General features: G+C 59.1%; 25 protein-coding genes and 1 riboswitch. Of the genes, 17 read left to right on the top strand and 8 right to left on the bottom strand.

The window, feature by feature from the left end:
* Positions 1–20: 20 nt before the first annotated feature.
* The 8 genes from K3J57_RS11000 (at position 21) to K3J57_RS10965 (ending at position 8,373) form a co-directional block, all read left to right on the top strand.
* Positions 21–1,067, top strand: a complete 1,047-nt coding sequence (locus tag K3J57_RS11000) for a PhoH family protein (protein WP_173484983.1) — start codon at positions 21–23, stop codon at positions 1,065–1,067.
* A 37-nt stretch (positions 1,068–1,104) separates the two neighbouring features.
* Complete coding sequence (gene ybeY / locus K3J57_RS10995; RefSeq protein ID WP_259791797.1) at positions 1,105–1,605, top strand: rRNA maturation RNase YbeY; 501 nt, start codon at positions 1,105–1,107, stop codon at positions 1,603–1,605.
* A gap of 91 nt (positions 1,606–1,696) precedes the next feature.
* On the top strand, positions 1,697–2,611 hold the full coding sequence (locus tag K3J57_RS10990; RefSeq protein WP_375542843.1) for a hemolysin family protein: 915 nt from the start codon (positions 1,697–1,699) through the stop codon (positions 2,609–2,611).
* Between the two features lie 11 nt (positions 2,612–2,622).
* Positions 2,623–4,128, top strand: a complete 1,506-nt coding sequence (gene lnt / locus K3J57_RS10985; RefSeq protein ID WP_259795859.1) for an apolipoprotein N-acyltransferase — start codon at positions 2,623–2,625, stop codon at positions 4,126–4,128.
* Between the two features lie 34 nt (positions 4,129–4,162).
* Positions 4,163–4,212, top strand: a riboswitch (SAM-SAH riboswitch).
* 6 nt (positions 4,213–4,218) lie between these two features.
* Positions 4,219–5,385 carry a methionine adenosyltransferase gene (gene metK, locus K3J57_RS10980; protein WP_259791784.1) on the top strand — a complete coding sequence of 389 codons (1,167 nt, stop codon included), beginning with the start codon at positions 4,219–4,221 and terminating at the stop codon, positions 5,383–5,385.
* 95 nt (positions 5,386–5,480) lie between these two features.
* Positions 5,481–6,197 (top strand): tRNA (guanine(46)-N(7))-methyltransferase TrmB, encoded by a 717-nt coding sequence (gene trmB / locus K3J57_RS10975; protein ID WP_259775755.1) that lies wholly within the window; start codon positions 5,481–5,483, stop codon positions 6,195–6,197.
* 410 nt (positions 6,198–6,607) lie between these two features.
* Positions 6,608–7,972, top strand: coding sequence for a 3-phosphoshikimate 1-carboxyvinyltransferase (gene aroA / locus K3J57_RS10970; protein WP_259795857.1), 1,365 nt, complete (start codon positions 6,608–6,610; stop codon positions 7,970–7,972).
* Positions 7,969–8,373: a GFA family protein gene (locus K3J57_RS10965; RefSeq protein WP_259791780.1), complete on the top strand. Its 405-nt coding sequence runs from the start codon at positions 7,969–7,971 to the stop codon at positions 8,371–8,373. The genes aroA and K3J57_RS10965 overlap by 4 nt, the downstream gene beginning before the upstream one ends.
* 5 nt (positions 8,374–8,378) lie before the next feature.
* On the opposite strand, the gene K3J57_RS10960 is transcribed toward K3J57_RS10965, so the two are convergent.
* Complete coding sequence (locus K3J57_RS10960) at positions 8,379–9,005, bottom strand: cysteine hydrolase family protein (protein ID WP_259791778.1); 627 nt, start codon at positions 9,003–9,005, stop codon at positions 8,379–8,381.
* On the bottom strand, positions 9,002–9,433 hold the full coding sequence (locus K3J57_RS10955; protein ID WP_259795854.1) for a MarR family winged helix-turn-helix transcriptional regulator: 432 nt from the start codon (positions 9,431–9,433) through the stop codon (positions 9,002–9,004). The genes K3J57_RS10960 and K3J57_RS10955 overlap by 4 nt, the downstream gene beginning before the upstream one ends.
* A 143-nt stretch (positions 9,434–9,576) precedes the next feature.
* Between K3J57_RS10955 and cmk the strand changes: the two genes are divergently transcribed.
* The 8 genes from cmk (at position 9,577) to trpB (ending at position 15,945) form a co-directional block, all read left to right on the top strand.
* Positions 9,577–10,179, top strand: coding sequence for a (d)CMP kinase (cmk, locus tag K3J57_RS10950; RefSeq protein ID WP_259791775.1), 603 nt, complete (start codon positions 9,577–9,579; stop codon positions 10,177–10,179).
* A gap of 81 nt (positions 10,180–10,260) precedes the next feature.
* On the top strand, positions 10,261–10,890 hold the full coding sequence (locus tag K3J57_RS10945) for an NAD(P)H-dependent oxidoreductase (RefSeq protein WP_173484993.1): 630 nt from the start codon (positions 10,261–10,263) through the stop codon (positions 10,888–10,890).
* Positions 10,891–11,216: 326 nt separating this feature from the next.
* Positions 11,217–12,893: a 30S ribosomal protein S1 gene (gene rpsA, locus K3J57_RS10940; protein ID WP_074963728.1), complete on the top strand. Its 1,677-nt coding sequence runs from the start codon at positions 11,217–11,219 to the stop codon at positions 12,891–12,893.
* Between the two features lie 100 nt (positions 12,894–12,993).
* Positions 12,994–13,263 (top strand): hypothetical protein, encoded by a 270-nt coding sequence (locus K3J57_RS10935; RefSeq protein ID WP_259791771.1) that lies wholly within the window; start codon positions 12,994–12,996, stop codon positions 13,261–13,263.
* Positions 13,226–13,507, top strand: a complete 282-nt coding sequence (ihfB, locus tag K3J57_RS10930; RefSeq protein WP_055190201.1) for an integration host factor subunit beta — start codon at positions 13,226–13,228, stop codon at positions 13,505–13,507. Before K3J57_RS10935 ends, ihfB begins: the two co-directional genes overlap by 38 nt.
* A 9-nt stretch (positions 13,508–13,516) precedes the next feature.
* Positions 13,517–13,867: a LapA family protein gene (locus tag K3J57_RS10925; RefSeq protein WP_173484994.1), complete on the top strand. Its 351-nt coding sequence runs from the start codon at positions 13,517–13,519 to the stop codon at positions 13,865–13,867.
* Entirely contained in the window at positions 13,864–14,541 is a 678-nt protein-coding gene (locus K3J57_RS10920; RefSeq protein ID WP_259795851.1) for a phosphoribosylanthranilate isomerase, read from the top strand. The genes K3J57_RS10925 and K3J57_RS10920 overlap by 4 nt, the downstream gene beginning before the upstream one ends.
* Positions 14,542–14,697: 156 nt before the next feature.
* Complete coding sequence (trpB, locus tag K3J57_RS10915; RefSeq protein ID WP_259795848.1) at positions 14,698–15,945, top strand: tryptophan synthase subunit beta; 1,248 nt, start codon at positions 14,698–14,700, stop codon at positions 15,943–15,945.
* A 208-nt stretch (positions 15,946–16,153) separates the two neighbouring features.
* On the opposite strand, the gene K3J57_RS10910 is transcribed toward trpB, so the two are convergent.
* The 6 genes from K3J57_RS10910 to lepB all read right to left on the bottom strand — a co-directional run bounded on the left by K3J57_RS10910 (position 16,154) and on the right by lepB (position 21,168).
* Complete coding sequence (locus tag K3J57_RS10910) at positions 16,154–17,323, bottom strand: serine hydrolase domain-containing protein (protein ID WP_259795844.1); 1,170 nt, start codon at positions 17,321–17,323, stop codon at positions 16,154–16,156.
* 39 nt (positions 17,324–17,362) lie between these two features.
* A complete protein-coding gene (locus K3J57_RS10905) occupies positions 17,363–18,391 on the bottom strand; it encodes a DUF2332 domain-containing protein (protein ID WP_259795841.1) in 1,029 nt (342 codons plus the stop codon).
* Positions 18,388–19,065: an aminoacyl-tRNA hydrolase gene (gene pth, locus K3J57_RS10900; protein ID WP_259784577.1), complete on the bottom strand. Its 678-nt coding sequence runs from the start codon at positions 19,063–19,065 to the stop codon at positions 18,388–18,390. Before pth ends, K3J57_RS10905 begins: the two co-directional genes overlap by 4 nt.
* A 208-nt stretch (positions 19,066–19,273) precedes the next feature.
* Complete coding sequence (locus tag K3J57_RS10895; RefSeq protein WP_259784572.1) at positions 19,274–19,747, bottom strand: DUF411 domain-containing protein; 474 nt, start codon at positions 19,745–19,747, stop codon at positions 19,274–19,276.
* A gap of 178 nt (positions 19,748–19,925) precedes the next feature.
* Positions 19,926–20,561: a 50S ribosomal protein L25/general stress protein Ctc gene (locus tag K3J57_RS10890; RefSeq protein ID WP_173484999.1), complete on the bottom strand. Its 636-nt coding sequence runs from the start codon at positions 20,559–20,561 to the stop codon at positions 19,926–19,928.
* A 106-nt stretch (positions 20,562–20,667) separates the two neighbouring features.
* On the bottom strand, positions 20,668–21,168 hold the full coding sequence (gene lepB, locus K3J57_RS10885) for a signal peptidase I (RefSeq protein ID WP_259797765.1): 501 nt from the start codon (positions 21,166–21,168) through the stop codon (positions 20,668–20,670).
* Here lepB and K3J57_RS10880 point away from each other — a divergent pair.
* The gene (locus K3J57_RS10880; protein WP_259795839.1) at positions 21,146–21,391 is read left to right on the top strand and encodes a hypothetical protein; all 246 of its coding nucleotides are present in this window, start codon (positions 21,146–21,148) and stop codon (positions 21,389–21,391) included. The genes lepB and K3J57_RS10880 overlap by 23 nt on opposite strands.
* Positions 21,392–21,411 lie beyond the last annotated feature (20 nt).

Below are 21,411 nucleotides of genomic sequence, written 5' to 3'. Positions count from 1 at the left end.
CCGTCTTGGGATTTGAAAACATGACCGCAGCCCCCCCCGCCGTTGAACACGAGCATGAGGTGTTGCTGGATTTCCCGGACAATCGGCTGCTGATTGATCTGTGTGGAGAGTTCGATCGCAACCTGACCCAGATCGAAAGCCACCTTGGGGTGCAGATCATCCGACGCGGAAATCATCTTGTTGTATTGGGGGAAGCGCGCGACAAGGCGGGCGAAGTGCTGAGCGCGCTTTACCAGCGGCTTGAAGCGGGACGCATGATTGAACCCGGCGATATTGATGCCGAGATTCGCATGGGAGGGTCGGGCGAAGATACCGGCACCCGCGAAGGTGATCAGATGGAGATGTTCAAACGTGGCGGCGTCGAGATCAAGACGCGCAAGAAAACGGTTGAACCCCGCACCGAAGCGCAGAAAGCCTATGTGCAGAATCTGTTTGAAAACGAACTGGCCTTTGGCATCGGCCCGGCCGGCACCGGCAAGACCTATCTGGCGGTTGCTGTCGGGGTGAACATGTTCCTTGGCGGTCATGTGGACAAGATCATCCTGTCGCGCCCTGCAGTGGAAGCGGGTGAGCGCCTGGGCTTTTTGCCCGGCGACATGAAGGACAAGGTCGATCCTTATATGCAGCCACTTTATGATGCGCTGGGGGATTTCCTGCCTGGTAAGCAGGTGGCCAAGCTTATCGAAGAAAAGCGGATTGAAATCGCGCCACTCGCCTTCATGCGGGGGCGTACATTGTCAAATGCCTTTGTGGTGCTTGATGAGGCGCAGAATGCGACCACCATGCAGATGAAGATGTTCCTGACCCGCCTGGGTGAAGGGTCGCGCATGGTGATTACCGGCGACCGCAGCCAGGTAGACCTTCCGCGTGGTGTTCAGTCAGGGCTGCGGGATGCGGAACGGCTTCTTGGCGGCATTGACCGGATCTCGTTCAACTATTTCACCTCAAAAGACGTGGTGCGTCATCCGCTTGTGGCCAAGATCATTGAGGCCTATGACGCGGCAAGTGAACGTGAACAGGCGCGCCGGGCCACCGAGGCAGGGGGCGCTGCCCCGTCCGCTCCCTGAGCGGACTCCCCGGGATATTTGAGACAAGAAAAAAGAGATGGACGTCGATATCGTTTTTGAAGATCCCCGCTGGGAAGAGGCGGGGCTGGAGGCGTTGGCGCAACGCGCCTGCGAAGAGACGCTTGGGCATCTGGATGTCGCGGATGCGGAGGTTGCGGTTCTGGCTTGTGACGACGCCCGCATTGCAGAGTTGAATGCCGAGTTTCGCGCCAAGGGGCAGCCGACAAATGTGTTGTCCTGGCCGTCCGAGGAGCGGGCGGCCGCGAAGCCGGGCGAGCACCCTTTGCCGCCGGAACCCGACTTTCCCGGTGCGCCGCTTGAATTGGGGGATATTGCCATTTCCTATGATACCTGCCTGCGCGAAGCAGCGGAGCAGGGTAAGGAATTTTCAACCCATGTGACCCATCTTATGGTGCATGCGACGCTGCATTTGTTGGGTTATGATCACATTCTCGACAAAGATGCCGTTCTTATGGAGGGGCTGGAGGTTGAAATTCTTGGCAAGATGGGCATTTCAGATCCATATATGAATGAGTGAAACACTGTTGCTCCACGCTTGAAAGTGGAGCGCCGGGGTTGAAACGCGGATTTCCCGCGACAACGGAAAAGGTCAAATGGGCGAAAGTCACATGGATGAGGGCCAGGACGGCTCTTCTAACGCAGCGCAAAGCGCGCAGGACAAAGACGGATCGGAAGGGGCTGAGCCTCGATCTGCCAGATCCGGGTTTTTCAGCCGAGTGTTCGGGGCTCTCAGCCCGTCGGACGAAGCCAGAGAGGCGCCGGTGCAAGCCACAACGCCTGTCAATGGCGCCCCGCAGCTTACCGTGCCGAGCATGGTCAATCTGCGCCGGATGCGGGTTGAGGATGTGGCGATCCCGAAATCTGAAATTGTTTCCGTCCCGGTAGATATCGACAAATCCGAGCTGGTGGAAGTGTTTCGCGACAGCGGGCTGACCCGCCTGCCGGTCTTCGAAGGAACGCTGGACACGCCGATTGGTCTTGTGCACCTTAAGGATTTTGCCCTCAACCATGGTTTCAACGGGGCGACAGGGCAGGACAGCTATGATCTGAAGGCGCAGCTGCGCCCGTTGCTGTATGCGCCGCCTTCGATGCCGATCGGGGTGCTGTTGCAAAAAATGCAAACCGAACGGATCCACATGGCGCTGGTGATCGACGAATATGGTGGTGTGGATGGGTTGCTCACCATCGAGGATCTGATCGAACAGGTTGTGGGCGAAATCGAAGACGAACATGACACCGAGGAAACCGCCCTCTGGTCCGAGGAAAAGCCGGGTTGTTATCTGGTTGAGGCGAAAGCGCCGCTGGAGGAGTTCGAGGCGGAAATCGGGCTGCCGTTGCATGATGATCAGGAAGATGAGGAGATCGACACTCTGGGGGGGCTGGTCTTTCTGCTTTCCGGCCACGTGCCGACACGCGGTGAAGTCATTCAGCACCCGGCCGGCCCGGAATTTGAAGTGGTGGATGCCGATCCACGCCGGATCAAGCGCCTGCGGGTGCGGATCCCCACCGGTCTGCCGGGCTGATCCGGGGCGAAATGCGCAAGGCGCTGCAATCCGTGGTGACCCGCGTCCCCCTCGTGCCCCTTTTGTCCGGGGCGGTTGCCGCCCTGGGGCAGGCGCCATTTGGTCTTTGGTGGGCCATGCTGGGCGGATTGAGCGCGGGGCTGTTTTACGTGTTGCGCGCAGCCAGTGCAAAACAGGCGGCGTTGCGGGGATGGCTTTTGGGGCTTGGCTATTTTGCCGCCACCTTGAACTGGCTGGTTGAGCCGTTTTTCGTGGATGCGGCCCGCCATGCCTGGATGGCCCCCTTTGCCGTGTTGGGACTGGCTGGGGGGCTTGCCCTTTTTTGGAGCGCTGCCGCCGGACTGGCCTTTGGGACCCGCACGGTTCAAGCCCGCTGGATGGCGCTGGCCTCTGCGCTGACTGGGGCAGAGCTGTTGCGTGGTTATGTTCTGACAGGGTTTCCCTGGGGCGGGCCGGGGCTTGCCTGGATCGACACACCACTGGCCCAGATTGCAGAGGGGGTTGGGGTTTATGGCCTGTCGGCGCTGACCTTCCTTGTCTCTGCTGGTGTGGCCCGCGCAGCCCAACTCCGCTCTTACCGAATGTTTGCGGCCCTTGCCGCGCTGTCTGCTCTGGTTTTCGTCCTTGCGGTGGCGCTGCCGAAACCGCCTTTGCCGGATCAGGAAATCATCGTGCGGTTGGTGCAGCCCAACGCACCGCAGCATCAGAAATGGGATCCGCGATATGCGCGGGGTTTTGTCCTGCGTCAGTTGGAACTGACCCGCGCTCCTGCAAAAAACGGCGCGCGCCCCGATCTGGTCCTCTGGCCCGAAACCGCTGTGCCCTACCGGTTGGGGGATGCAGGCGGATTGGGCAGGGCCATGGCTGAGGCCGGGCAGGGGGCTCCTATCCTCTTCGGTGCCCAGCGAGGGGAGGGGGTGCGGTTTTTCAACAGCCTCGCGCTGGCCAGCCCTGATGGAAAGCTGACCCCGATTTATGACAAGCATCATCTTGTGCCTTTTGGCGAATATGTTCCTTTTGGGGATCAGTTGGCGGGGCTCGGCGTGACCGCCTTTGCGGCCCAGCTCGGACGGGGCTATTCCGCGGGGCAGGGCGCGGATGTGGTCGATCTGGGGAAGGCGGGCAAGGTTCTTCCCCTGATCTGCTATGAGGCGGTTTTCCCTCAGGACCTGCGCGCCGCCCCCGAGCGGGCCGACTGGATTTTGCATGCCACAAACGATGCGTGGTTTGGCAATTTCTCAGGCCCGCAGCAGCATCTGGTGCAGGCGCGATTCCGGGCAATCGAATTTGGCCTTCCGATGATCCGTGTGGCCAATACCGGGGTCTCTGCGGTGATCAATGCCTATGGTGAAATAGGGCAGTCGCTGCCTCTGGGCCAGTCTGGAAAGATTGACACAAAAATTCCCGGAAAGCGTGCCGCAACGCCTTATTCTCGCCACGGTGATCTTCCATTAACCGTGCTCGTGCTAGTCGCTCTTGGTGTTTTTGTTGCCCGGCGACGCGGCAAAAGCATTTGACCTCCTTACTGGGGGCATGTATCGGACAGGCATCCCCCCGTCACAACGGCTTCCTGGCGTGATGGGGATTGTATCAATGGAGCACTTCTCATGACCCGCAAATCCCACGTATTCACTTCGGAATCCGTTTCCGAGGGCCATCCCGACAAGGTCTGTGACCGTATCTCTGATGCGGTGCTGGATGCTTTCCTTGCCGAAGACCCGCATTCGCGCGTGGCCTGTGAAACCTTTGCCACAACCGATCGTGTTGTGATCGGCGGCGAAGTCCGCGGTCCGGCTAGCGTGATCGAGCGTGTGGAAGAAATCGCCCGCGACTGTGTCAAAGACATCGGGTATGAGCAGAAAGGGTTTCACTGGGCCAATATGAAGGTCTCGAATTACCTGCATGCCCAGTCCGCCGACATCGCCCAGGGGGTGGATGCCAGTGAAGACAAAGACGAAGGCGCAGGTGACCAGGGTATCATGTTTGGATATGCCACGGTTGAGACTGAGGCGCTGATGCCGGCCCCGGTGCACTACAGCCACGCTATCCTGCGTCGTCTGGCAGAAGTGCGCAAGAACGGCACCGAAAGCTGGATGGGTCCGGACAGCAAGTCGCAATTGTCCGTGCGCTATGAAAATGACCTGCCGGTTGAGGTGACCTCACTGGTTTTGTCAACCCAGCACCTGGATGAAAGCATGACGCCGAATGATGTGCGCGACGCCGTTGCGCCCTATATTCGTGACGTGCTGCCCGACGGCTGGCTGACCGACAATACGGTCTGGCACGTGAACCCGACCGGGAAATTCGTGATTGGCGGCCCGGATGGCGACGCCGGATTGACCGGCCGCAAGATCATCGTGGATACCTATGGCGGTGCAGCACCCCATGGCGGTGGCGCTTTCTCGGGCAAAGATCCGACAAAAGTGGACCGCTCGGCGGCATATGCGTCGCGTTACCTGGCCAAGAACATTGTGGCAGCAGGGCTGGCAAAACGCTGCACCCTGCAACTTTCCTACGCCATTGGCGTGGCGCGCCCGTTGTCTATTCTGGTCGACACCCATCGCACGGGTGAAGTGGACGAAAGTGCCATCGAAAAGGCCGTGATGGAGGCCATGGATCTGACCCCACGCGGCATTCGTGAACATCTGGGGCTGAACAAACCGATCTACCAGCGCACTGCTGCCTACGGGCATTTTGGTCGTGCACCCTCTGATGACGGTGGCTTTAGCTGGGAACGAACGGACCTGGTGGATACGCTGAAAAACGCGCTCTGAGCACGGCAGATGACGTATTTGAAAGCCCGCCTTTCCCGGCGGGCTTTTCTTATGCGGCCTTGACGCAGGCGGGACTTCATGCGACAGGCGCGGCCATGACGGAAAAGACACATCACCAATCGGGCGCCCCGTGGCGCAACTTCTATGGGCGCCTGAAGGGCAAACACCTTCGCGATAGCCAGCAAGGCTATCTGGATGAGGATCTGGCCGCCCTCAGCCCCGGTGCCGTGGACTGGGATGTGAACCCCGATCGCGCGCCCATCGACCTGAAATCCCTGTTTGGGGAAAGGCCGGTCTGGCTTGAAACCGGATTTGGTGGGGGCGAACATATGGTGCATCAGGCAGCGAACAACCCTGATGTCGGCATCATCGGCTGCGAACCCTATATCAATGGCGTGGCCATGCTGCTGGGCAAGATACGTGACGCGAAATGCGACAATGTTGCCGTGCATCCCGGCGATGTGCGCGACCTGTTTGATGTGTTGCCAGAGCAGTCGATCAGCAAAGCCTTCCTGCTCTACCCGGATCCCTGGCCGAAAAAAAGGCACCATCGCCGCCGCTTCGTGACGCCGGAATATCTGGAACCCTTCCATAAAGTGCTCAAACCCGGCGCTGAGTTCCGGGTGGCCACCGACATTCCAGATTACGTGCGCCAGACGCTGGAAGAGGTGCCGAAAGCGGGGTTTGAGTGGCTCGGCGAAGGCCCTTCGGACTGGCGCCAGCCGTGGAGCGACTGGATCTCAACCCGTTACGAGCAAAAGGCCCTTCGTGAAGGCCGCACGCCGCATTACCTGACCTTCCGCCGGATCTGAGATCCTCTCTGACCAGGCGCGCTTTTTTCTTGCCTAAAATACCTCGGGGTGAGCCTCGTAGAGGCGAGGGGCAGCGCCCCTGATGGGGTTTTCTGCTTGCGGACCAGCGCCCTCGGCCTGTGCCTCGGGCCGCGCAGCGGCTATGGCTCATCTGCGATGAGCCTGTCAGGAGCTTTGCTCCTCTTGCCCCCTTCGTGGGCAATTCACCTCAGGATATTTCCAACCAGAAAATTGTGAACCCTGTCTGAGGGAACTCCCTGCTGGAAACTCCTGAATGGGTGCGCTATCAGATCTTGAACACGATGCGTTTCCGAGAACCTGAAGAGGGTTGGTGTGGGGCGCTGCAACGCTGTGGGTGTTTTCGGAAATCCCTGTGATGGGGTCCGAAACGCTTCAGGAGGAGAACTCATATGTCCGGCCATGGCCCTGCTATTCCCATGACGTCACGAAGATGTGGCCCGCTGACGGGCGAAGCCCATGTTCCGGGTGACAAATCCATCAGCCACCGTTCCCTGATTTTGGGGGCGATGGCCGTTGGGGAGACCCACATCACCGGCCTTCTGGAAGGGGAGGACGTGCTGGGGACGGCCAGCGCGATGAAAGCCTTTGGAGCGGATGTAGAGCGGCTTGGTGAGGGGGAGTGGCGCGTCAACGGTGTTGGCGTTGGCGGGTTTGCCGAACCAGAGGACGTGATTGATTGTGGCAATGCGGGCACCGGCGTGCGGCTGATCATGGGGGCGATGGCCTCAACCGGTATTACCGCAACCTTTACCGGGGACGCGTCACTGCGTTCGCGTCCGATGGGGCGGGTGACGGACCCGATTGCGCTGTTTGGGGCACAATCCTACGGCCGGGAGGGGGGGCGTTTGCCGATGACCGTGATCGGAGCAGCCGATCCGGTGCCGGTGCGCTATGTAACGCCAATGGCCTCCGCGCAGGTGAAATCGGCCGTCTTGCTGGCGGGTCTGAATGCGCCGGGTGAAACCGTGGTGGTCGAGAAGGAAGCCACCCGCGATCATACGGAGCGGATGCTGGCTGGGTTCGGGGCCGAGATTACTGTGGAAGACACCGAAGAGGGGCATGTGATTACCCTCAAGGGGCAGCCCGAGCTGAAGCCGCAGACCATTGTGGTGCCACGCGATCCGTCTTCGGCGGCGTTTCCGGTCTGTGCGGCGCTGATCGTGCCGGGGTCGGATGTGCTTGTGCCGAATATCGGTCTTAACCCGACACGGGCTGGCCTGTTCTATACGTTGCAGGATATGGGTGCGGATCTGACGTTTGAGAACCCGCGTGAAGAGGGCGGAGAACCGGTTGCGGATCTGCGCGCGAAATTTTCGCCCAATATGAAGGGGATCGTTGTGCCGCCGGAACGTGCGGCCAGCATGATCGACGAATACCCGATCCTGTCTGTTGTTGCCTCTTTTGCGACCGGCAAGACCGAGATGCCGGGCGTGCATGAACTGCGCGTCAAGGAAAGTGACCGGATTGATGCGATGGCCAAAGGGTTGCGCGCCAATGGCGTCACGGTTGAGGAAGGCGAGGACTGGTGGTCGGTCGACGGGCTTGGCCCGGCTGAAAACGGAGGTGGGGTTCCCGGTGGGGCAACGGTTGCAACCGTGCTCGACCACCGGATCGCGATGAGTTTTGCCTGCCTTGGGATGGCGACCCAGAAGCCCGTGCATCTGGATGATGGCGGTCCGATCGCAACCAGTTTCCCGGTGTTTGAAGGTCTGATGGCCAAACTGGGGGCACAGCTGACGCGGGACAATAAATGACCCGGACGGCCAAAGGCGGATGTCTGTGCGGGGCCGTGCAATATGTGGTGAGCGGCCCCTTGCGTCCGGTTGTCGCCTGCCATTGCCACCAGTGTCGAAAGACCTCGGGCCATCACGTCGCGGCCACAGCCGCCCGGCGCGAAGATCTGACTATTCACGGTGCGGTCAAATGGTTTGCTTCTTCGGAAACGGCGTCGCGCGGGTTTTGCCCCACTTGCGGGTCGAACCTGTTTTGGGATGGCGGTGGTGAGCGGATCTCGATCTTTGCGGGAACGCTGAATGAGGCGCCTGACCTCAGGATGGCGGCGCATATCTATTGCGCCGACAAGGGGGATTACTATCAGATCAGCGATGATCTTCCGAAATCGGACAAGTGGGATCCGGCGCTGACAGAGATCTGACGGGGTCAGATCACCTCCGCCCCGGCGTTTTTCAAGGTCTCGAACGCTTTTTCGGTCGCTTTCGGCAGCGCGCCGAGAAGTCCGTCTGGCAGCAATGTGACCTTATAGCCGCGGGCAAGGGCTGCCTGTGCTGTCTTGTTGACACAAAAGGCGGCATCCAGCCCAGCAATCTGAACATGGCCGATGTTCAGCTGATCAAGCAGCGTGTCCAGAGCGCCGGTTTCAAACCCGTCCTGAACGCGCTTGATCACCTCGTATTCCCCCATATCGACAAAGGGGTTGGCCAGTTCGGCACCGGGTTGTCCGGCAAGCCCCTGACCTTTCATGAAGATACGCGCAAAGGCGCGGGTTGAGGGGGTGCTCCATTCCTGGCGAAGGGTGATCACGGGATGATCTTCAGAATTTGCGCGGGTGACGGCGGCGTGAATGGCCTGTGTGGCTTGGGTTTTGTCTGTTTCATCATATTGCCCGCTGTTCCAGAAATCCTCTTGCAGATCCACCAGAAGCAGGGCCGTTCCTGACCGTTCGGGGATCTTGTCGCCCTGGCTGACATGGCTGATGTGACGATAGACCAATGCGGCCCAGATCACTCCGGCAGCCAGAAGGGCAAGGCTGGTCCACAAGGCAATCATATCTGTTTCTCCAGTTTTGCATGGCAGTGGCGCAGCACCCTGAGCGCGATGGCCACCTCATCAGGTGACAGCCCGTCAGAGACCAGATCGAGGATCTGCGCCTCCCGCTGCAAAATCATGCGGATGCAGTCCTTTCCCTTGGGGGTCAGTCTGATGAGGGGCGAGCGGGCATGGCGGGGATTGGGGGATTTCTCGGTCAGACCGGCCCTTATGGTGTCATTGACCATCACCTGCACATATTGACGCTGGATTTCCAATAGACGCGCGAGGTCGGGCACGGGCAGGGGGCCATGGTGGTGCAGGATCTCAAGCACGGCGCGCATCCGCACGGTCAGCTCGGTTCCGGTCAGGCCATGCTCAACCTGTGCCTCCACCCGTTGCATGAGCGGGCGTGTCAGCCAGAGGAGGGATCTGAGGGCATCTATCATGACAATACACATGCCTTATTGACATGTATATTGTCAATAAGGAGGCTTCCCTTCCCCCCCGCGATTTGCGATGGAAGGGCAGCAGAAAGGTTTCGGTTTGCCCTGCGGCCGTAGGTGCCGGAACGCTTTAGGAAGGAGATGCCATGTCATTCACAGTTGCCATTGATGGCCCCGCCGCCGCCGGTAAAGGCACGATCTCCAAGGCAGTTGCCACGCATTTCGGTTTTGCCCATCTCGACACCGGGCTGCTTTATCGTGCGGTTGGGGCCAAGGTGCTGGCCGGGGGGGATCCCGTGGTCGCGGCCAAACAACTGACACCGGCGGATATGATGGGGGAGCTGCGCACCCCTGAAGTGGCGCAGGCGGCCAGCCGCGTTGCGGTTTTGGCGGATGTGCGGGCGGCGCTGGTTGCGTTTCAACGCGACTTTGCCCTGCAAGACGGCGGCGCGGTTCTGGATGGGCGCGATATTGGCACGGTGATTTGCCCGGATGCAGATGTGAAGCTTTTTGTCACCGCAAGCGCCGAGGTGCGGGCCGAGCGACGGTTTTTGGAATTGAACGCAAAAGGCCTGCCAGATACGCGCGAACAGGTTCTTGCCGATGTGATCGCGCGCGACAAACGCGACAGCGAGCGGGCAGAGGCCCCGTTGAAACCCGCAAAGGACGCGGTGCTGATCGACACGTCCGATCTGTCGATCGACGACGCGGTGGCCCGGGCGGTCGCGGTGATTGAAGCCTGCCGTTAGGTTAGCCTGGCGTCCCCCTTGATCCTCAAAGTCAAATGCCTAGCTGTCCGGTCTTCACCCGTTGATGACAGGACAATCCCCATGCTCGAAAAACTGAACTGGCGCTACGCGACCAAAAAAATGGACCCGACCCGGTCGGTGCCGGAAGAGAAGGTCAATAAGATCCTTGAGGCCATCCGCCTTGCCCCCACCTCCTCCGGTACCCAGCCGTTTGAGGTTTTTGTCATCACCAACCCAGAGATCCGTGCGCAGATCCAGCCTCATGCGTGGAATCAGGCACAAATTACCGAAGGGTCGCATCTTCTTGTTTTTGCTGCTTGGGATAATTACTCGGCGGATCGCATTGATGCGGTGGTGTCGCAGATGGAAGAAGAGCGCGGAGGCGGCAACCCGTTGCTGACGCAGTATTACGACAATCTGAAAGGGGCTTATCTGCCGCGTGAGGCGGGGGTGAACCACGATCACGCCGCGCGTCAGGCCTATATTGCGTTGGGGTTTGCCCTTGCCGCTGCGGCGGAGCTTGAGGTGGATTGCACGCCGATGGAAGGGTTTACGCCTGAGGAAGTGGATGACATCCTCGGCTTGAAAGAGCGCGGTTTGCGTTCGGTTCTGTTGCTGCCTCTGGGCTACCGGCACGCGGAACAGGACTGGCTTGCGCCACTGAAAAAGGTGCGTAAGCCCCAGGCGCAACTGTTCACCCGGATCGACTGAGGCCGGGATTGAGAGCTGGGGCGTGGCAAAGCCAGCTGCGCCCTGCTTGCCCGGTGTCGGCTGTCCTGTGGCGAGGAACGGATGCGGTTGCGGATCAATGGTGGGCGGCGAATAGGAGGCTCTTGCCCCTTGCTTTATTGACAGAATCCGCCTAAAGACGCCCTGTCGACAAGGTGAAAACACCGCGATACAGGGAAAGACGAGCAGGGTCGGATGTGCCGGCCCTCTTTGTTTTGCGGTTAACCTGTTGACCAAATTGGAAAATCCAAGACCTGCGGAGCCAACCGCACGGCCCGAAAAGCGACTTGTAAAGGAATAAAACGCATATGTGCGCTAAAACCACGATGGAGGAATTCGAAGCCCTCCTGAACGAAAGCTTCGAAATGGACACCCCCGAAGAGGGTTCGGTTGTCAAAGGCAAGGTCATCGCCATCGAGAACGGCCAGGCCATCATCGACGTAGGCTACAAAATGGAAGGCCGCGTCGACATCAAAGAATTCGCAAACCCTGGTGAAGCCCCGGAAATCGCCGAAGGCGACGAAGTGGAAGTCTACCTGCGCGCGGCTGAAAACGCCCGCGGCGAAGCCGTCATCTCGCGTGAGATGGCCCGCCGTGAAGAAGCCTGGGATCGCCTGGAAAAAGCCTATGCCGACGATGCACGTGTTGAAGGTGCAATCTTCGGTCGCGTCAAAGGTGGCTTCACCGTTGATCTCGGCGGCGCCGTGGCCTTCCTGCCCGGTTCGCAAGTTGACGTGCGCCCCGTGCGTGACGCAGGCCCGCTGATGGGTCTGAAACAGCCGTTCCAGATCCTGAAAATGGACCGTCGCCGTGGCAACATCGTTGTGTCGCGCCGCGCCATCCTGGAAGAAAGCCGTGCCGAACAGCGCGCAGAAGTCATCGGCAACCTGTCCGAAGGTCAGGCCGTTGAAGGTGTTGTCAAGAACATCACCGAATACGGTGCGTTCGTTGACCTGGGCGGCGTTGACGGCCTGCTGCACGTCACCGACATGGCATGGCGCCGTGTGAACCACCCGTCTGAGATCCTGACGATCGGCGAAACCATCAAGGTTCAGGTCATCAAGATCAACAAAGAGACCCACCGCATCTCGCTGGGCATGAAGCAACTGCAGGACGATCCGTGGGATCTGGTGGCTGCCAAATACCCGCTTGAGTCGGTGCACACCGGCCGCGTGACCAACATCACCGATTACGGTGCATTTGTTGAGCTGGAAGCCGGCGTTGAAGGTCTGGTCCACGTGTCGGAAATGTCCTGGACCAAGAAAAACGTCCACCCGGGTAAAATCGTGTCCACCTCGCAAGAGGTTGAAGTCATGGTTCTGGAAATCGACAGCGCCAAACGCCGCGTGTCGCTCGGTCTCAAGCAGACCATGCGCAACCCGTGGGAAGTGTTCGCCGAAACTCACCCGGCCGGCACCGAAGTGGAAGGCGAAGTCAAGAACATCACCGAGTTTGGTCTGTTCATCGGCCTCGACGGCGAAATCGACGGCATGGTTCACCTGTCGGACATCTCGTGGGACGAGCGTGGCGAAGACGCCATCCAGAACTTCAAGAAGGGCGACATCGTCAAGGCTGTTGTTTCGGAAGTTGACACCGACAAAGAGCGTATCTCGCTGTCGATCAAAGCCCTGGAAGGTGACCCCTTCGCCGAAGCCATTGGTGGCGTGAAGCGCGGTTCGATCATCACCGTCGAAGTGACCGCCATCGAAGATGGTGGCATCGAAGTGGAATACGAAGGCATGAAATCCTTCATCCGCCGCTCCGATCTGTCGCGTGACCGTGCCGAACAGCGCCCCGAGCGTTTCAATGTCGGCGACAAGATGGACGTTCGCGTGACCAACGTGGACAGCAAATCGCGCCGCCTGGGCCTGTCGATCAAAGCCCGCGAAATCGCAGAAGAGAAAGAGGCCGTGGAACAGTATGGTTCGTCCGACTCCGGCGCTTCGCTCGGCGACATTCTGGGCGCAGCCCTGAAGAAAGACTAATCCTTAGTCTCTCGAAAGATCTTGAAACGGCCTCGCGGATGCGGGGCCGTTTTCTTTTGCACCGATCATCGTCACCGGGGGAAACTTCTGGTTCCGAATCATGTATTTGACCGGAAAGCCGCTGCAAACCCACCCCGTCAGACAGATGCAAATCCCGTTCATTTCCGAGTTTGAGGTGGGCAAACCGCCCCATGGACCGGTTTTTTGCCGGAAAATTGCCGATGGCCCCTCTAAGGGCTTGTTTATCAACAATCCCTTTGCTCCTATAGTTGGAACAACAAAGCGGCGCGAAGCCCAGCCTCGCGCCAAAAGCACTTTTTGGGGGGATATTCATGATCCGGTCGGAACTGATCCAGAAAATCGCGGATGAAAATCCGCATCTTTATCAGCGGGATGTCGAACGCATCGTCAACACGATTTTTGACGAAATCGTCGAGGCCATGGCACGTGGGGACCGGGTTGAACTGCGCGGCTTTGGCGCATTCTCCGTCAAGAAAAGAGATGCTCGTATCGGACGGAATCCACGCACCGGAGAATCTGTTCAGGTTGAAGAGAAACATGTCCCCTTCTTCAAGACAGGCAAGCTCCTGCGTGACCGTCTGAACGGCAAATAAGAGGTCAATATGCGGTATATCCGTTACCTGTTCCTGGCGGCCCTCGCGGTTTGCCTGGTAACAATCGCCATGGCGAACCGTGGCATGGTCACCCTTCACCTGCTGCCAGCCGAGCTGTCCGGCTTCCTCGGGTTCAGCTGGTCGATCACCCTGCCCCTGTTTATTGTGATCTTCCTGGGCATTATCGCCGGGGTCATGATTGGGTTTGTCTGGGAATATCTGCGCGAACATAAGTTTCGTGCCGCGGGCAAACGGACCCGCAAGGAACGCGACGCCCTGATCCGTGAAGTGAAAAAGCTCAAGGATCCCAAGGCCAAACCCGGTGACGATATTATCGCGCTTCTGGAAGAGGCCAAGTGAGCACATTTGTCCTTCCGGGCGGAAAACCTGACGCCGCCGTGAAAATTTGCGGGCTGAAAACGCCCGAAACCGTGCAGGCCGCCTGCGCGGCCGGTGCCCGTTATATTGGCTTCAACTTCTTCCGTAAAAGCCCGCGCTCCGTCAGCATCGATCAGGCCGCATCCCTCATGCTCGATATGCCCATCGGCGTGGCCAAGGTGGCGCTTGTGGTGGATATGACCGATGATGAAATCGCCCAAATTGTCGATGGCACCACCACCGAGATCCTACAGCTGCATGGGGCTGAGACTCCGGAGCGGGTGGCCGAGGTCAGGGCGCGGTTCGGGCTACCGGTGATGAAAGCAATCGGAGTAGCCGGACCGGAAGACGTGGGCGAGATCGACCGCTACGCCCCCGTCGCCGACCAGTTGCTGATCGATGCCAAGGCGCCAAAAGGGGCGGACCTGCCGGGCGGGAACGGGATCAGCTTCGACTGGCGGCTGGTGCAACGAAAATACTGGCCCTGCCCATGGATGCTCGCCGGTGGCCTCAACCCTGACAACGTCGCTGAAGCCATGCGCCTGACCGGCGCCAAACAGGTGGATGTGGCCTCGGGGGTGGAAAGCGCGCCTGGTGTGAAGGACCCCGATCTGATGCGCGCCTTTGTCCGAAACGCGACAGGCTCCTTCGCCTGACCCTTTCTTCTTGGCCAAAAACTCCGGGGTGAGGAACCGCTCGAAGAGGGGGGCCGAGGGGCAGAGCCCCTTTTGACCTTATCCCCCATCAAAAACCACTGGAACTGACACGCTGTGACGCCTATCAAAGTCCGGCAACGTGAACAGGGGGACCTCATGTCCAACGATCTTTTCAACAGCTTCATGAATGGCCCGGATGAGCGTGGCCGTTTTGGTGATTTCGGTGGCCGCTTCGTGTCGGAAACGCTGATGCCGCTGATCCTCGATCTCGAGGCCGAATATGAGAAGGCCAAGACGGAAGCCAGTTTCTGGGCCGAGATGGACTACCTGTGGAAGCATTATGTGGGCCGCCCCTCGCCGCTGTATTTTGCCGAGGGTCTGACCCGGCATCTGGGGGGGGCAAAGGTCTATATGAAGCGCGACGAGCTGAACCACACCGGCGCGCATAAGATCAACAACGTGCTGGGGCAGATTTTGCTGGCGCGACGTATGGGAAAAACCCGGATCATCGCCGAAACGGGGGCTGGGCAGCACGGGGTCGCTACCGCCACGGTCTGTGCCAAGTTCGGTCTGAAATGTGTGGTCTATATGGGTGCGCATGATGTGCGGCGTCAGGCCCCGAACGTGTTCCGGATGCGCCTGCTTGGTGCGGAAGTGATCGCGGTGGAAAGTGGTCGCGGCACGCTTAAGGACGCCATGAATGACGCGCTGCGTGACTGGGTGACCAATGTGCATGACACGTTCTATTGCATCGGCACGGCCGCAGGGCCGCACCCGTATCCGGCCATGGTGCGGGACTTCCAGTCGATCATAGGCAAAGAGGCCAAAGCCCAGATGCAGGAAGCCGAAGGTCGTCTGCCCGACACGGTGATTGCTGCCATTGGGGGGGGGTCGAACGCGATTGGCCTTTTCTATCCGTTCCTTGACGATGAATCCGTGCAGATCATTGGCGTGGAAGCCGGTGGTAAAGGTGTGGATGAAAAGATGGAGCATTGCGCCTCGCTGACCGGTGGACGCCCCGGCGTGTTGCATGGTAACCGGACCTACCTGCTGCAGGATGATGACGGTCAAATTCTGGATGGCTATTCGATCTCGGCGGGTCTGGATTATCCGGGGATTGGCCCTGAACACAGCTGGCTGCATGAAATTGGTCGCGCAGAATATGTCTCGATCACCGATAAAGAGGCGCTTGAGGCGTTTCAGCTCAGCTGTTCGACCGAAGGGATCATTCCGGCGCTGGAACCCTGCCATGCTCTGGCCCATGTGATGAAAATTGCGCCCAAACTGCCCGAGGATCACATCATTTGCATGAATATGTGTGGCCGCGGCGACAAGGACATTTTCACAGTGGCGAAATACCTTGGGTTCGATATGTCTGACACAGAAGGGCGCGAGGTGGACTGATCCACGCGTTCAACGGTCAAAAAGAAAGCCGCGCAAATCCAGCGCGGCTTTTTTTGTCACATCCGACAGGTTAAAATTGCGGATCAGGGGGGAACGTGGTTGCCCCTCAGATCTCGGGCCGCAAAACTAGAAAACTAGAAAACTAGAAAACTAGTATTCTGGTTTTACCTGCTTTGGGGCACCCCGCTGTTGCCAGTTTAAAGGCAGGTTATGATCCTGCTGCGGCAGCGATTTTGCGCATTATGTCGATATTTGCTTCATGTGCGCCCTGTTCCCGAAAACCACGGTCTGCTGCGTTCACCGCGACAACCACATCTCGGTTCGTGTCGATGAAGATGTATTGGCCATAAATACCGCGGGCAAAATACTCCCCTTTGGGAGCATCCGGCGCAATCCACCATTGATAGCCATATTGCTGTTCGCCCGGTTCTGTGGGGGCCGAGGGCACGGTAGAGGCTGCAATCCACTGCGCTGGCACCACCTGCTGCCCCTGCCATTCACCTTTTTGCAAAAACATCTGTCCAAACCGGGCATAGTCTCGGGTGCGCAGGTTCAGCCCGCCCAGCACAAAGGCCACGCCCTCCCCATCGCTCAGATAATAGGGGGCCATTTCGAAGCCCATCGGCCCTGTGATATAGGCGTTCATCAGGTCCGGGATTGTGCGCCCGGTGGCCCCGCGGATGACCATGCCGATCACATGGGTGTCGATCGAGACATATTGCCAGGTCTCTCCTGGTTGGGCGAAACGTTCGGTCAGCTCTGCGGTGAAATCATCCATGGATTTTCCAAGCGCAAGCACCCGTCCCATCTTGTTGATGTCCGAACCGCTGTCCAGATAATCTTCGTTGAAGGTGACGCCCGAGGCCATATTCAGCACATTGCGGATTGTTGCCCCATCATATGCGCCCCCAATCAGGCTGGGTGCATATTTGGTCACCGGGTCGTCCAGAGAAGCGACAGAGCCTTGCTCTACCAATACCCCCATCAGGGCGGACAGAAAGCTTTTAGCCACCGACCAGCTGATGCGCAGGTCATCAGCTTGGGTGTCAAGGTGATAGCTCTCATGGCGCAGCTTCCCGCCTTGCAGCACGACAAGCGCGGTGACAGATCGATCCGTGATCCACGCCTGGGCCCCTTCGGGCAGTTCCAGATCGTCGCCCTTGGGCAGCGGGCTGACCGGGCCGTCGCCACGCGACAATGGCACCGTCAGAAAAGCGTCCTTCATATGTGAGAAGTTCTGCACGATCTTTTCTTCGGAAAACAGCGTGTTAACCGCCAGAAGTCGCTTCAGTTCCTCGGCTTTCCACAGCCCCAGAAAGGCCACCAGGACAAAAGCAGCCAACAGCAGCTTGATGATGCGCTTAAACAGGTTTTCCATGAGGTCTCCGGGTTTGCGAGAATGGGGGCGAACGCTGCGCTAAGGTGCCGTCCAATCGATCCAGCGTCCATGAAAATCCACACGACCTAACGTCAGGCGTTGCCCTTCAGGCCATAAGGTCAGCGTGATGGCGGCGCCCTTGCCAATATGCTCATCGGCCTCCATCGACAGATGGGCGACAGGCCCCCGCCTGCCTGCGGCCTTGATCGCGGACAGGCAGCGCGTTTGTGTTTCGGTTGGGAAATACTGCCATGCAATGGTGTGATAGATCAGCGTCAGGTGGTCCGGCGCCGTGCACGTCAACTGGTCCACAAGCCAATCCGCCGCGTCGCCCTGATCGACCTTGGCACCAAACAATCTGATCGCGGCGCTGGTCCGGTCCAGACGTTCCGGCTGATCTGCCCAAAGATAGGATTGCAGGCGCAGCGCATCATCGGCGTTGCGCACATTTAACGGAGAGATATCCACCCCCCGGCGATCCAGAATAACGGGGGCATGTGCCGCCTGTGTCGGAAGGTCTCCACGCCATTCAGGCCTGAGTATCACTTGCGCATCTGCCGGTCCCATTTGCCCGTCTGGAAGCGCAAGCGCGAACCGGTCCCACATCAGGTTCAACCCGCCAGAGGCGCCAAGCTCCAGCATTCGAAAGGGGAGATCAAAGTGGGATGTCAGAAAATGCCCCGCTGCGATCATCACCACCGCGCGGCGCACTTCATTGGTCTGTGGCGGATTGTCTAGCCAGTGGTGCAGCAGCTCGCTGTGCGCGTTCAGGGCACTCTCAAGGGCTGCCCAAAGCCTGTCATCCTCCGGGGCGGGATGGGGTGGATACACCGCCACAAGCTCCGGGCAGGCCCCGGTGAGCACCAGCGCATGAAACCCTGCCAAAAGGCGCAATGGGACGGACTGCCCAATGGGCCCCAGTTCGCCGGGCCAATGAAACAGCCTGTCGGTCAATTCGGTGCCCGGGGTCAGCCGCTGTGCAAGAAGGTGTAAAATACGTGCGGTAAAAGGCGACCCCAGATTGGCATTGCTGCGTGCCTGTTGCTCCAGGGCTGCGCGCAGGGTCAAGAGAACTTGTCCATCAGTTTTTGCAATGGCGACCGCGTATCCTCAGCGGGCGTCGCTTTTTCGGGCTTTTTCTCCGGGGGAGTCTTTGACCCGTTTGAAGAGCGGGGCGGGTTCACGCGCAGGCCGATGGCGTTCATGAACTTCCCGCTATCCCCACGCGCAAGGTCAGCGGCCCCATCGGCGCAGCCCCGCAACACATCGTCCAACCAGCCCTGATCCGCCTTGGCAAAGTCATTCAGCACATAGCGCGAAACCGCATCCTTGTGACCGGGATGGCCAATCCCCATCCGCACCCGGTCATATTCGGCACCGATATGCTGATGGATGGAGCGCAACCCATTATGCCCGGCATGCCCGCCCCCGGTCTTGACCCGGCACTTGCCCGGCGCCAGATCCAGCTCATCATGAAACACAACCACATCCGCGGGGGACAGTTTGTAAAACCGCATCGCCTCTCCGACCGATTGTCCCGAAAGGTTCATGAAGGTTTCGGGTTTGAGCAAAATCACCTTCTCTGACCCCAGCTTGCCCTCGCAGAGCTGCCCCTGAAATTTTGCCCGCCACGGAGAAAACCCATGGTCAGAGGCAATCTGATCCAGGGCCATAAAGCCGATATTATGCCGGTTGCCCGCATATTTCGGTCCAGGGTTCCCAAGGCCAACAAAAAGTCGCATGGCATTCTCCACATGAGCAGAAATTTATCCGCCTGATGTAGCGCAACTGTCACCATGGCTCAACTCATGCGGCATCTGATGTGTCACCATATGCTTGCAAAAGGGGCCCATCGGGCTTTTTTCTTGCTGCAAATACCTCGGGGTGAGGACGAAGTCCGAGGGGCAGCGCCCCTGTTTGAGGGGGCTGCCCTGATCTGACCTCAAAGGGTCAGGCCGCTGGGTAACGGGCGAACAGTTCGGTCGAGCCATCTTTGCGCATCAAGAGCACATCATAGGCGTCCCGCTCGCTTTCCGGCCCCATGCCGGGGGCACCATAGGGCATGCCGGGAACCGTCAGGCCGATGGCCTCCGGACGCTCCGCCAGCAGGCGGTTCAGATCTGATGCCGGCACATGGCCCTCAATCAGATAGCCTTCGACCTCGGCAGTGTGACAGGACATCAGATCATCCTGAATGCCACCGGCACGCTTGAATTCATAAAGCGTGTCATAATCCATGTTGTTGATCTCGGCCGTGAACCCGCTGCGTTGCATCACCTTGACCCAGGCCCCGCAACAGCCGCAGCTTGGATCCTTGTGAACAATCATGTGCGGGGTGGTTGCAAAGGCGGGCAGGGCGGAAAGCGCCGGGGTTGCCAAGAGGCCCGCCAGGACGTGGCGGCGCGTGATAAGGCTCTGTGTCATGGAGTGTCCTGTCGTCTGGATAAGTCTGTCCATTGCTACCCCCGCCAGAACCGCGGATGTGTTGACCTGAGTCAATTTCACGAAAATGTGTGAACAGCACCGGTGCTGCGCAGTCGTTTGGGCAAAAGAAAACGGGGCCCGATTGGACCCCGCTTCCGCCTCGGCTTGCGCCCAGGGCTTATTCTTCGGCTGCAGCCTCTTCGCCTTCGCCTTCACCCTCGTCTTCGTTATCCGACGAACGCAGCGAGCTCGGCGCAGTGATGTTGGCGATCACGAAGTCGCGGTCGATGGTCGGCTTGGCGCCCGACGGCAGGGTCACGTCCGAAATGTGGATCACGTCACCCACGTCACGGCCGGCCAGATCAACAACGATCTGCTCGGGGATGTCACCGGCAACAACGTTCAGTTCGACTTCCGGACGCACAACGGTCAGAACACCGCCCTTTTTCAGACCCGGCGCATCATCGTGGTTTTCAAATTCCACGTGGATGAACAGGCTGATCCGCGAGGTGCGGCGCAGGCGCATCAGGTCGATATGGGTCGGCAGGTCTTTCACAACGTCACGCTGAACGCCGCGGCAGATCACGCGCACATCTTCTTCGCCTTCAACCTTCAGGTTCCAAAGGGTCGACAGGAAGCGGCCAGCTTTCAGTTTCTTCAGCAGGTCGTTGAACGGAATGTTGATCGACAGGGGATCGGCGTCGCCACCATAAACCACACCCGGAACCAGCCCGTCACGACGTGCCTGGCGAGCGGCGCCCTTGCCCGTCCCCGCGCGTTTCTGAGCAACAAGATCAGGGATCTCTTTTGCCATTTGAATTCTCCAATATAGATAGGGCGGGGCTCCTCCAAGGCTGTAGCCCCGCGATGAAGCCCTGCCCATACAGGGGAATCATTCAAAAGGGAAGGCATTTCTGCGCTTATTCAAAGATGCCGAGAATGTTTTCAACCGGGATCATGCCGGGGCCGGCGGCGGCTTGAGGGACGCGACTGTCTGCGGCGTTATCGCGATGGTCCCCCAGGACAAAAACATGCTCCGCTGGAACAATGAATTCGGGGGTGGAGTCAATCCTGAACGTTCCGATATTCCAGATCTCGTAGCTCTTGCCTGATGGCAGGGTTTCGCGCAGCCGAAAGCGGGTGCAGCTTTTCCCCGGAATGGCAGGGCGCTCAGCGCATCGCGGGAAGGGGGGTGTTGTTGGAACCGTGGATATGTCCTCACTCAGCTTCACCTGCGGCAAAGGGTGTCCGTTCAGTACGACACCCCCATCCTTTAGCTGGATTCGGTCCCCGGCAATCGCCATCACCCTGAAAACAAACGCGGCGGGCTGCACCGGATGCGTAAAGCCGATGATGTCGCCGCGCTGAACCTGATCTGTTTGCGGGTCAATATGGCGCATGACGGCGCAGTCCCCGGTCATCATCGTGGGCGCCATCGCCGCGGAGGATGCCCGGAAATTTTCCAGTTTTGGGTTAACAGCGCAGGAAAAACAGATGCAGGATCCGGCCGTGGCGCCATGGGGTGTCAAGGCGATGGCAAACAAGAGGACGGTTGCGGCATGTGAAAACAGGGTGCGGCGCATTGCAAAAACTTGGGGCAAAAAGCCTGAGGTTAAATATAAATACATGGCTGATACTCGGTAAGACATGGGTTCGTGTCAACT

Origin of the sequence: Aliiroseovarius crassostreae, from assembly GCF_025137635.1 — a bacterium.
GTDB lineage: Bacteria > Pseudomonadota > Alphaproteobacteria > Rhodobacterales > Rhodobacteraceae > Aliiroseovarius > Aliiroseovarius crassostreae.
This window is presented reverse-complemented; position numbering and strand designations above follow the sequence as displayed.

Coding starts and splice junctions, on each gene's coding strand:
- K3J57_RS10895 (WP_259784572.1), bottom strand. CDS start 19,747: ATGACACAGAGCCTTATCACGCGCCGCCACGTCCTGGCGGGCCTCTTG.
- K3J57_RS10945 (WP_173484993.1), top strand. CDS start 10,261: ATGCTCGAAAAACTGAACTGGCGCTACGCGACCAAAAAAATGGACCCG.
- cmk (WP_259791775.1), top strand. CDS start 9,577: ATGTCATTCACAGTTGCCATTGATGGCCCCGCCGCCGCCGGTAAAGGC.
- ybeY (WP_259791797.1), top strand. CDS start 1,105: ATGGACGTCGATATCGTTTTTGAAGATCCCCGCTGGGAAGAGGCGGGG.
- metK (WP_259791784.1), top strand. CDS start 4,219: ATGACCCGCAAATCCCACGTATTCACTTCGGAATCCGTTTCCGAGGGC.
- K3J57_RS10890 (WP_173484999.1), bottom strand. CDS start 20,561: ATGGCAAAAGAGATCCCTGATCTTGTTGCTCAGAAACGCGCGGGGACG.
- K3J57_RS10955 (WP_259795854.1), bottom strand. CDS start 9,433: ATGATAGATGCCCTCAGATCCCTCCTCTGGCTGACACGCCCGCTCATG.
- K3J57_RS10925 (WP_173484994.1), top strand. CDS start 13,517: ATGCGGTATATCCGTTACCTGTTCCTGGCGGCCCTCGCGGTTTGCCTG.
- K3J57_RS11000 (WP_173484983.1), top strand. CDS start 21: ATGACCGCAGCCCCCCCCGCCGTTGAACACGAGCATGAGGTGTTGCTG.
- K3J57_RS10965 (WP_259791780.1), top strand. CDS start 7,969: ATGACCCGGACGGCCAAAGGCGGATGTCTGTGCGGGGCCGTGCAATAT.
- trpB (WP_259795848.1), top strand. CDS start 14,698: ATGTCCAACGATCTTTTCAACAGCTTCATGAATGGCCCGGATGAGCGT.
- K3J57_RS10960 (WP_259791778.1), bottom strand. CDS start 9,005: ATGATTGCCTTGTGGACCAGCCTTGCCCTTCTGGCTGCCGGAGTGATC.
- lepB (WP_259797765.1), bottom strand. CDS start 21,168: ATGACCGGGGACTGCGCCGTCATGCGCCATATTGACCCGCAAACAGAT.
- K3J57_RS10910 (WP_259795844.1), bottom strand. CDS start 17,323: ATGGAAAACCTGTTTAAGCGCATCATCAAGCTGCTGTTGGCTGCTTTT.
- pth (WP_259784577.1), bottom strand. CDS start 19,065: ATGCGACTTTTTGTTGGCCTTGGGAACCCTGGACCGAAATATGCGGGC.
- K3J57_RS10880 (WP_259795839.1), top strand. CDS start 21,146: ATGACGGCGCAGTCCCCGGTCATCATCGTGGGCGCCATCGCCGCGGAG.
- aroA (WP_259795857.1), top strand. CDS start 6,608: ATGTCCGGCCATGGCCCTGCTATTCCCATGACGTCACGAAGATGTGGC.
- ihfB (WP_055190201.1), top strand. CDS start 13,226: ATGATCCGGTCGGAACTGATCCAGAAAATCGCGGATGAAAATCCGCAT.
- K3J57_RS10990 (WP_375542843.1), top strand. CDS start 1,697: ATGGATGAGGGCCAGGACGGCTCTTCTAACGCAGCGCAAAGCGCGCAG.
- K3J57_RS10935 (WP_259791771.1), top strand. CDS start 12,994: ATGTATTTGACCGGAAAGCCGCTGCAAACCCACCCCGTCAGACAGATG.
- trmB (WP_259775755.1), top strand. CDS start 5,481: ATGACGGAAAAGACACATCACCAATCGGGCGCCCCGTGGCGCAACTTC.
- lnt (WP_259795859.1), top strand. CDS start 2,623: ATGCGCAAGGCGCTGCAATCCGTGGTGACCCGCGTCCCCCTCGTGCCC.
- rpsA (WP_074963728.1), top strand. CDS start 11,217: ATGTGCGCTAAAACCACGATGGAGGAATTCGAAGCCCTCCTGAACGAA.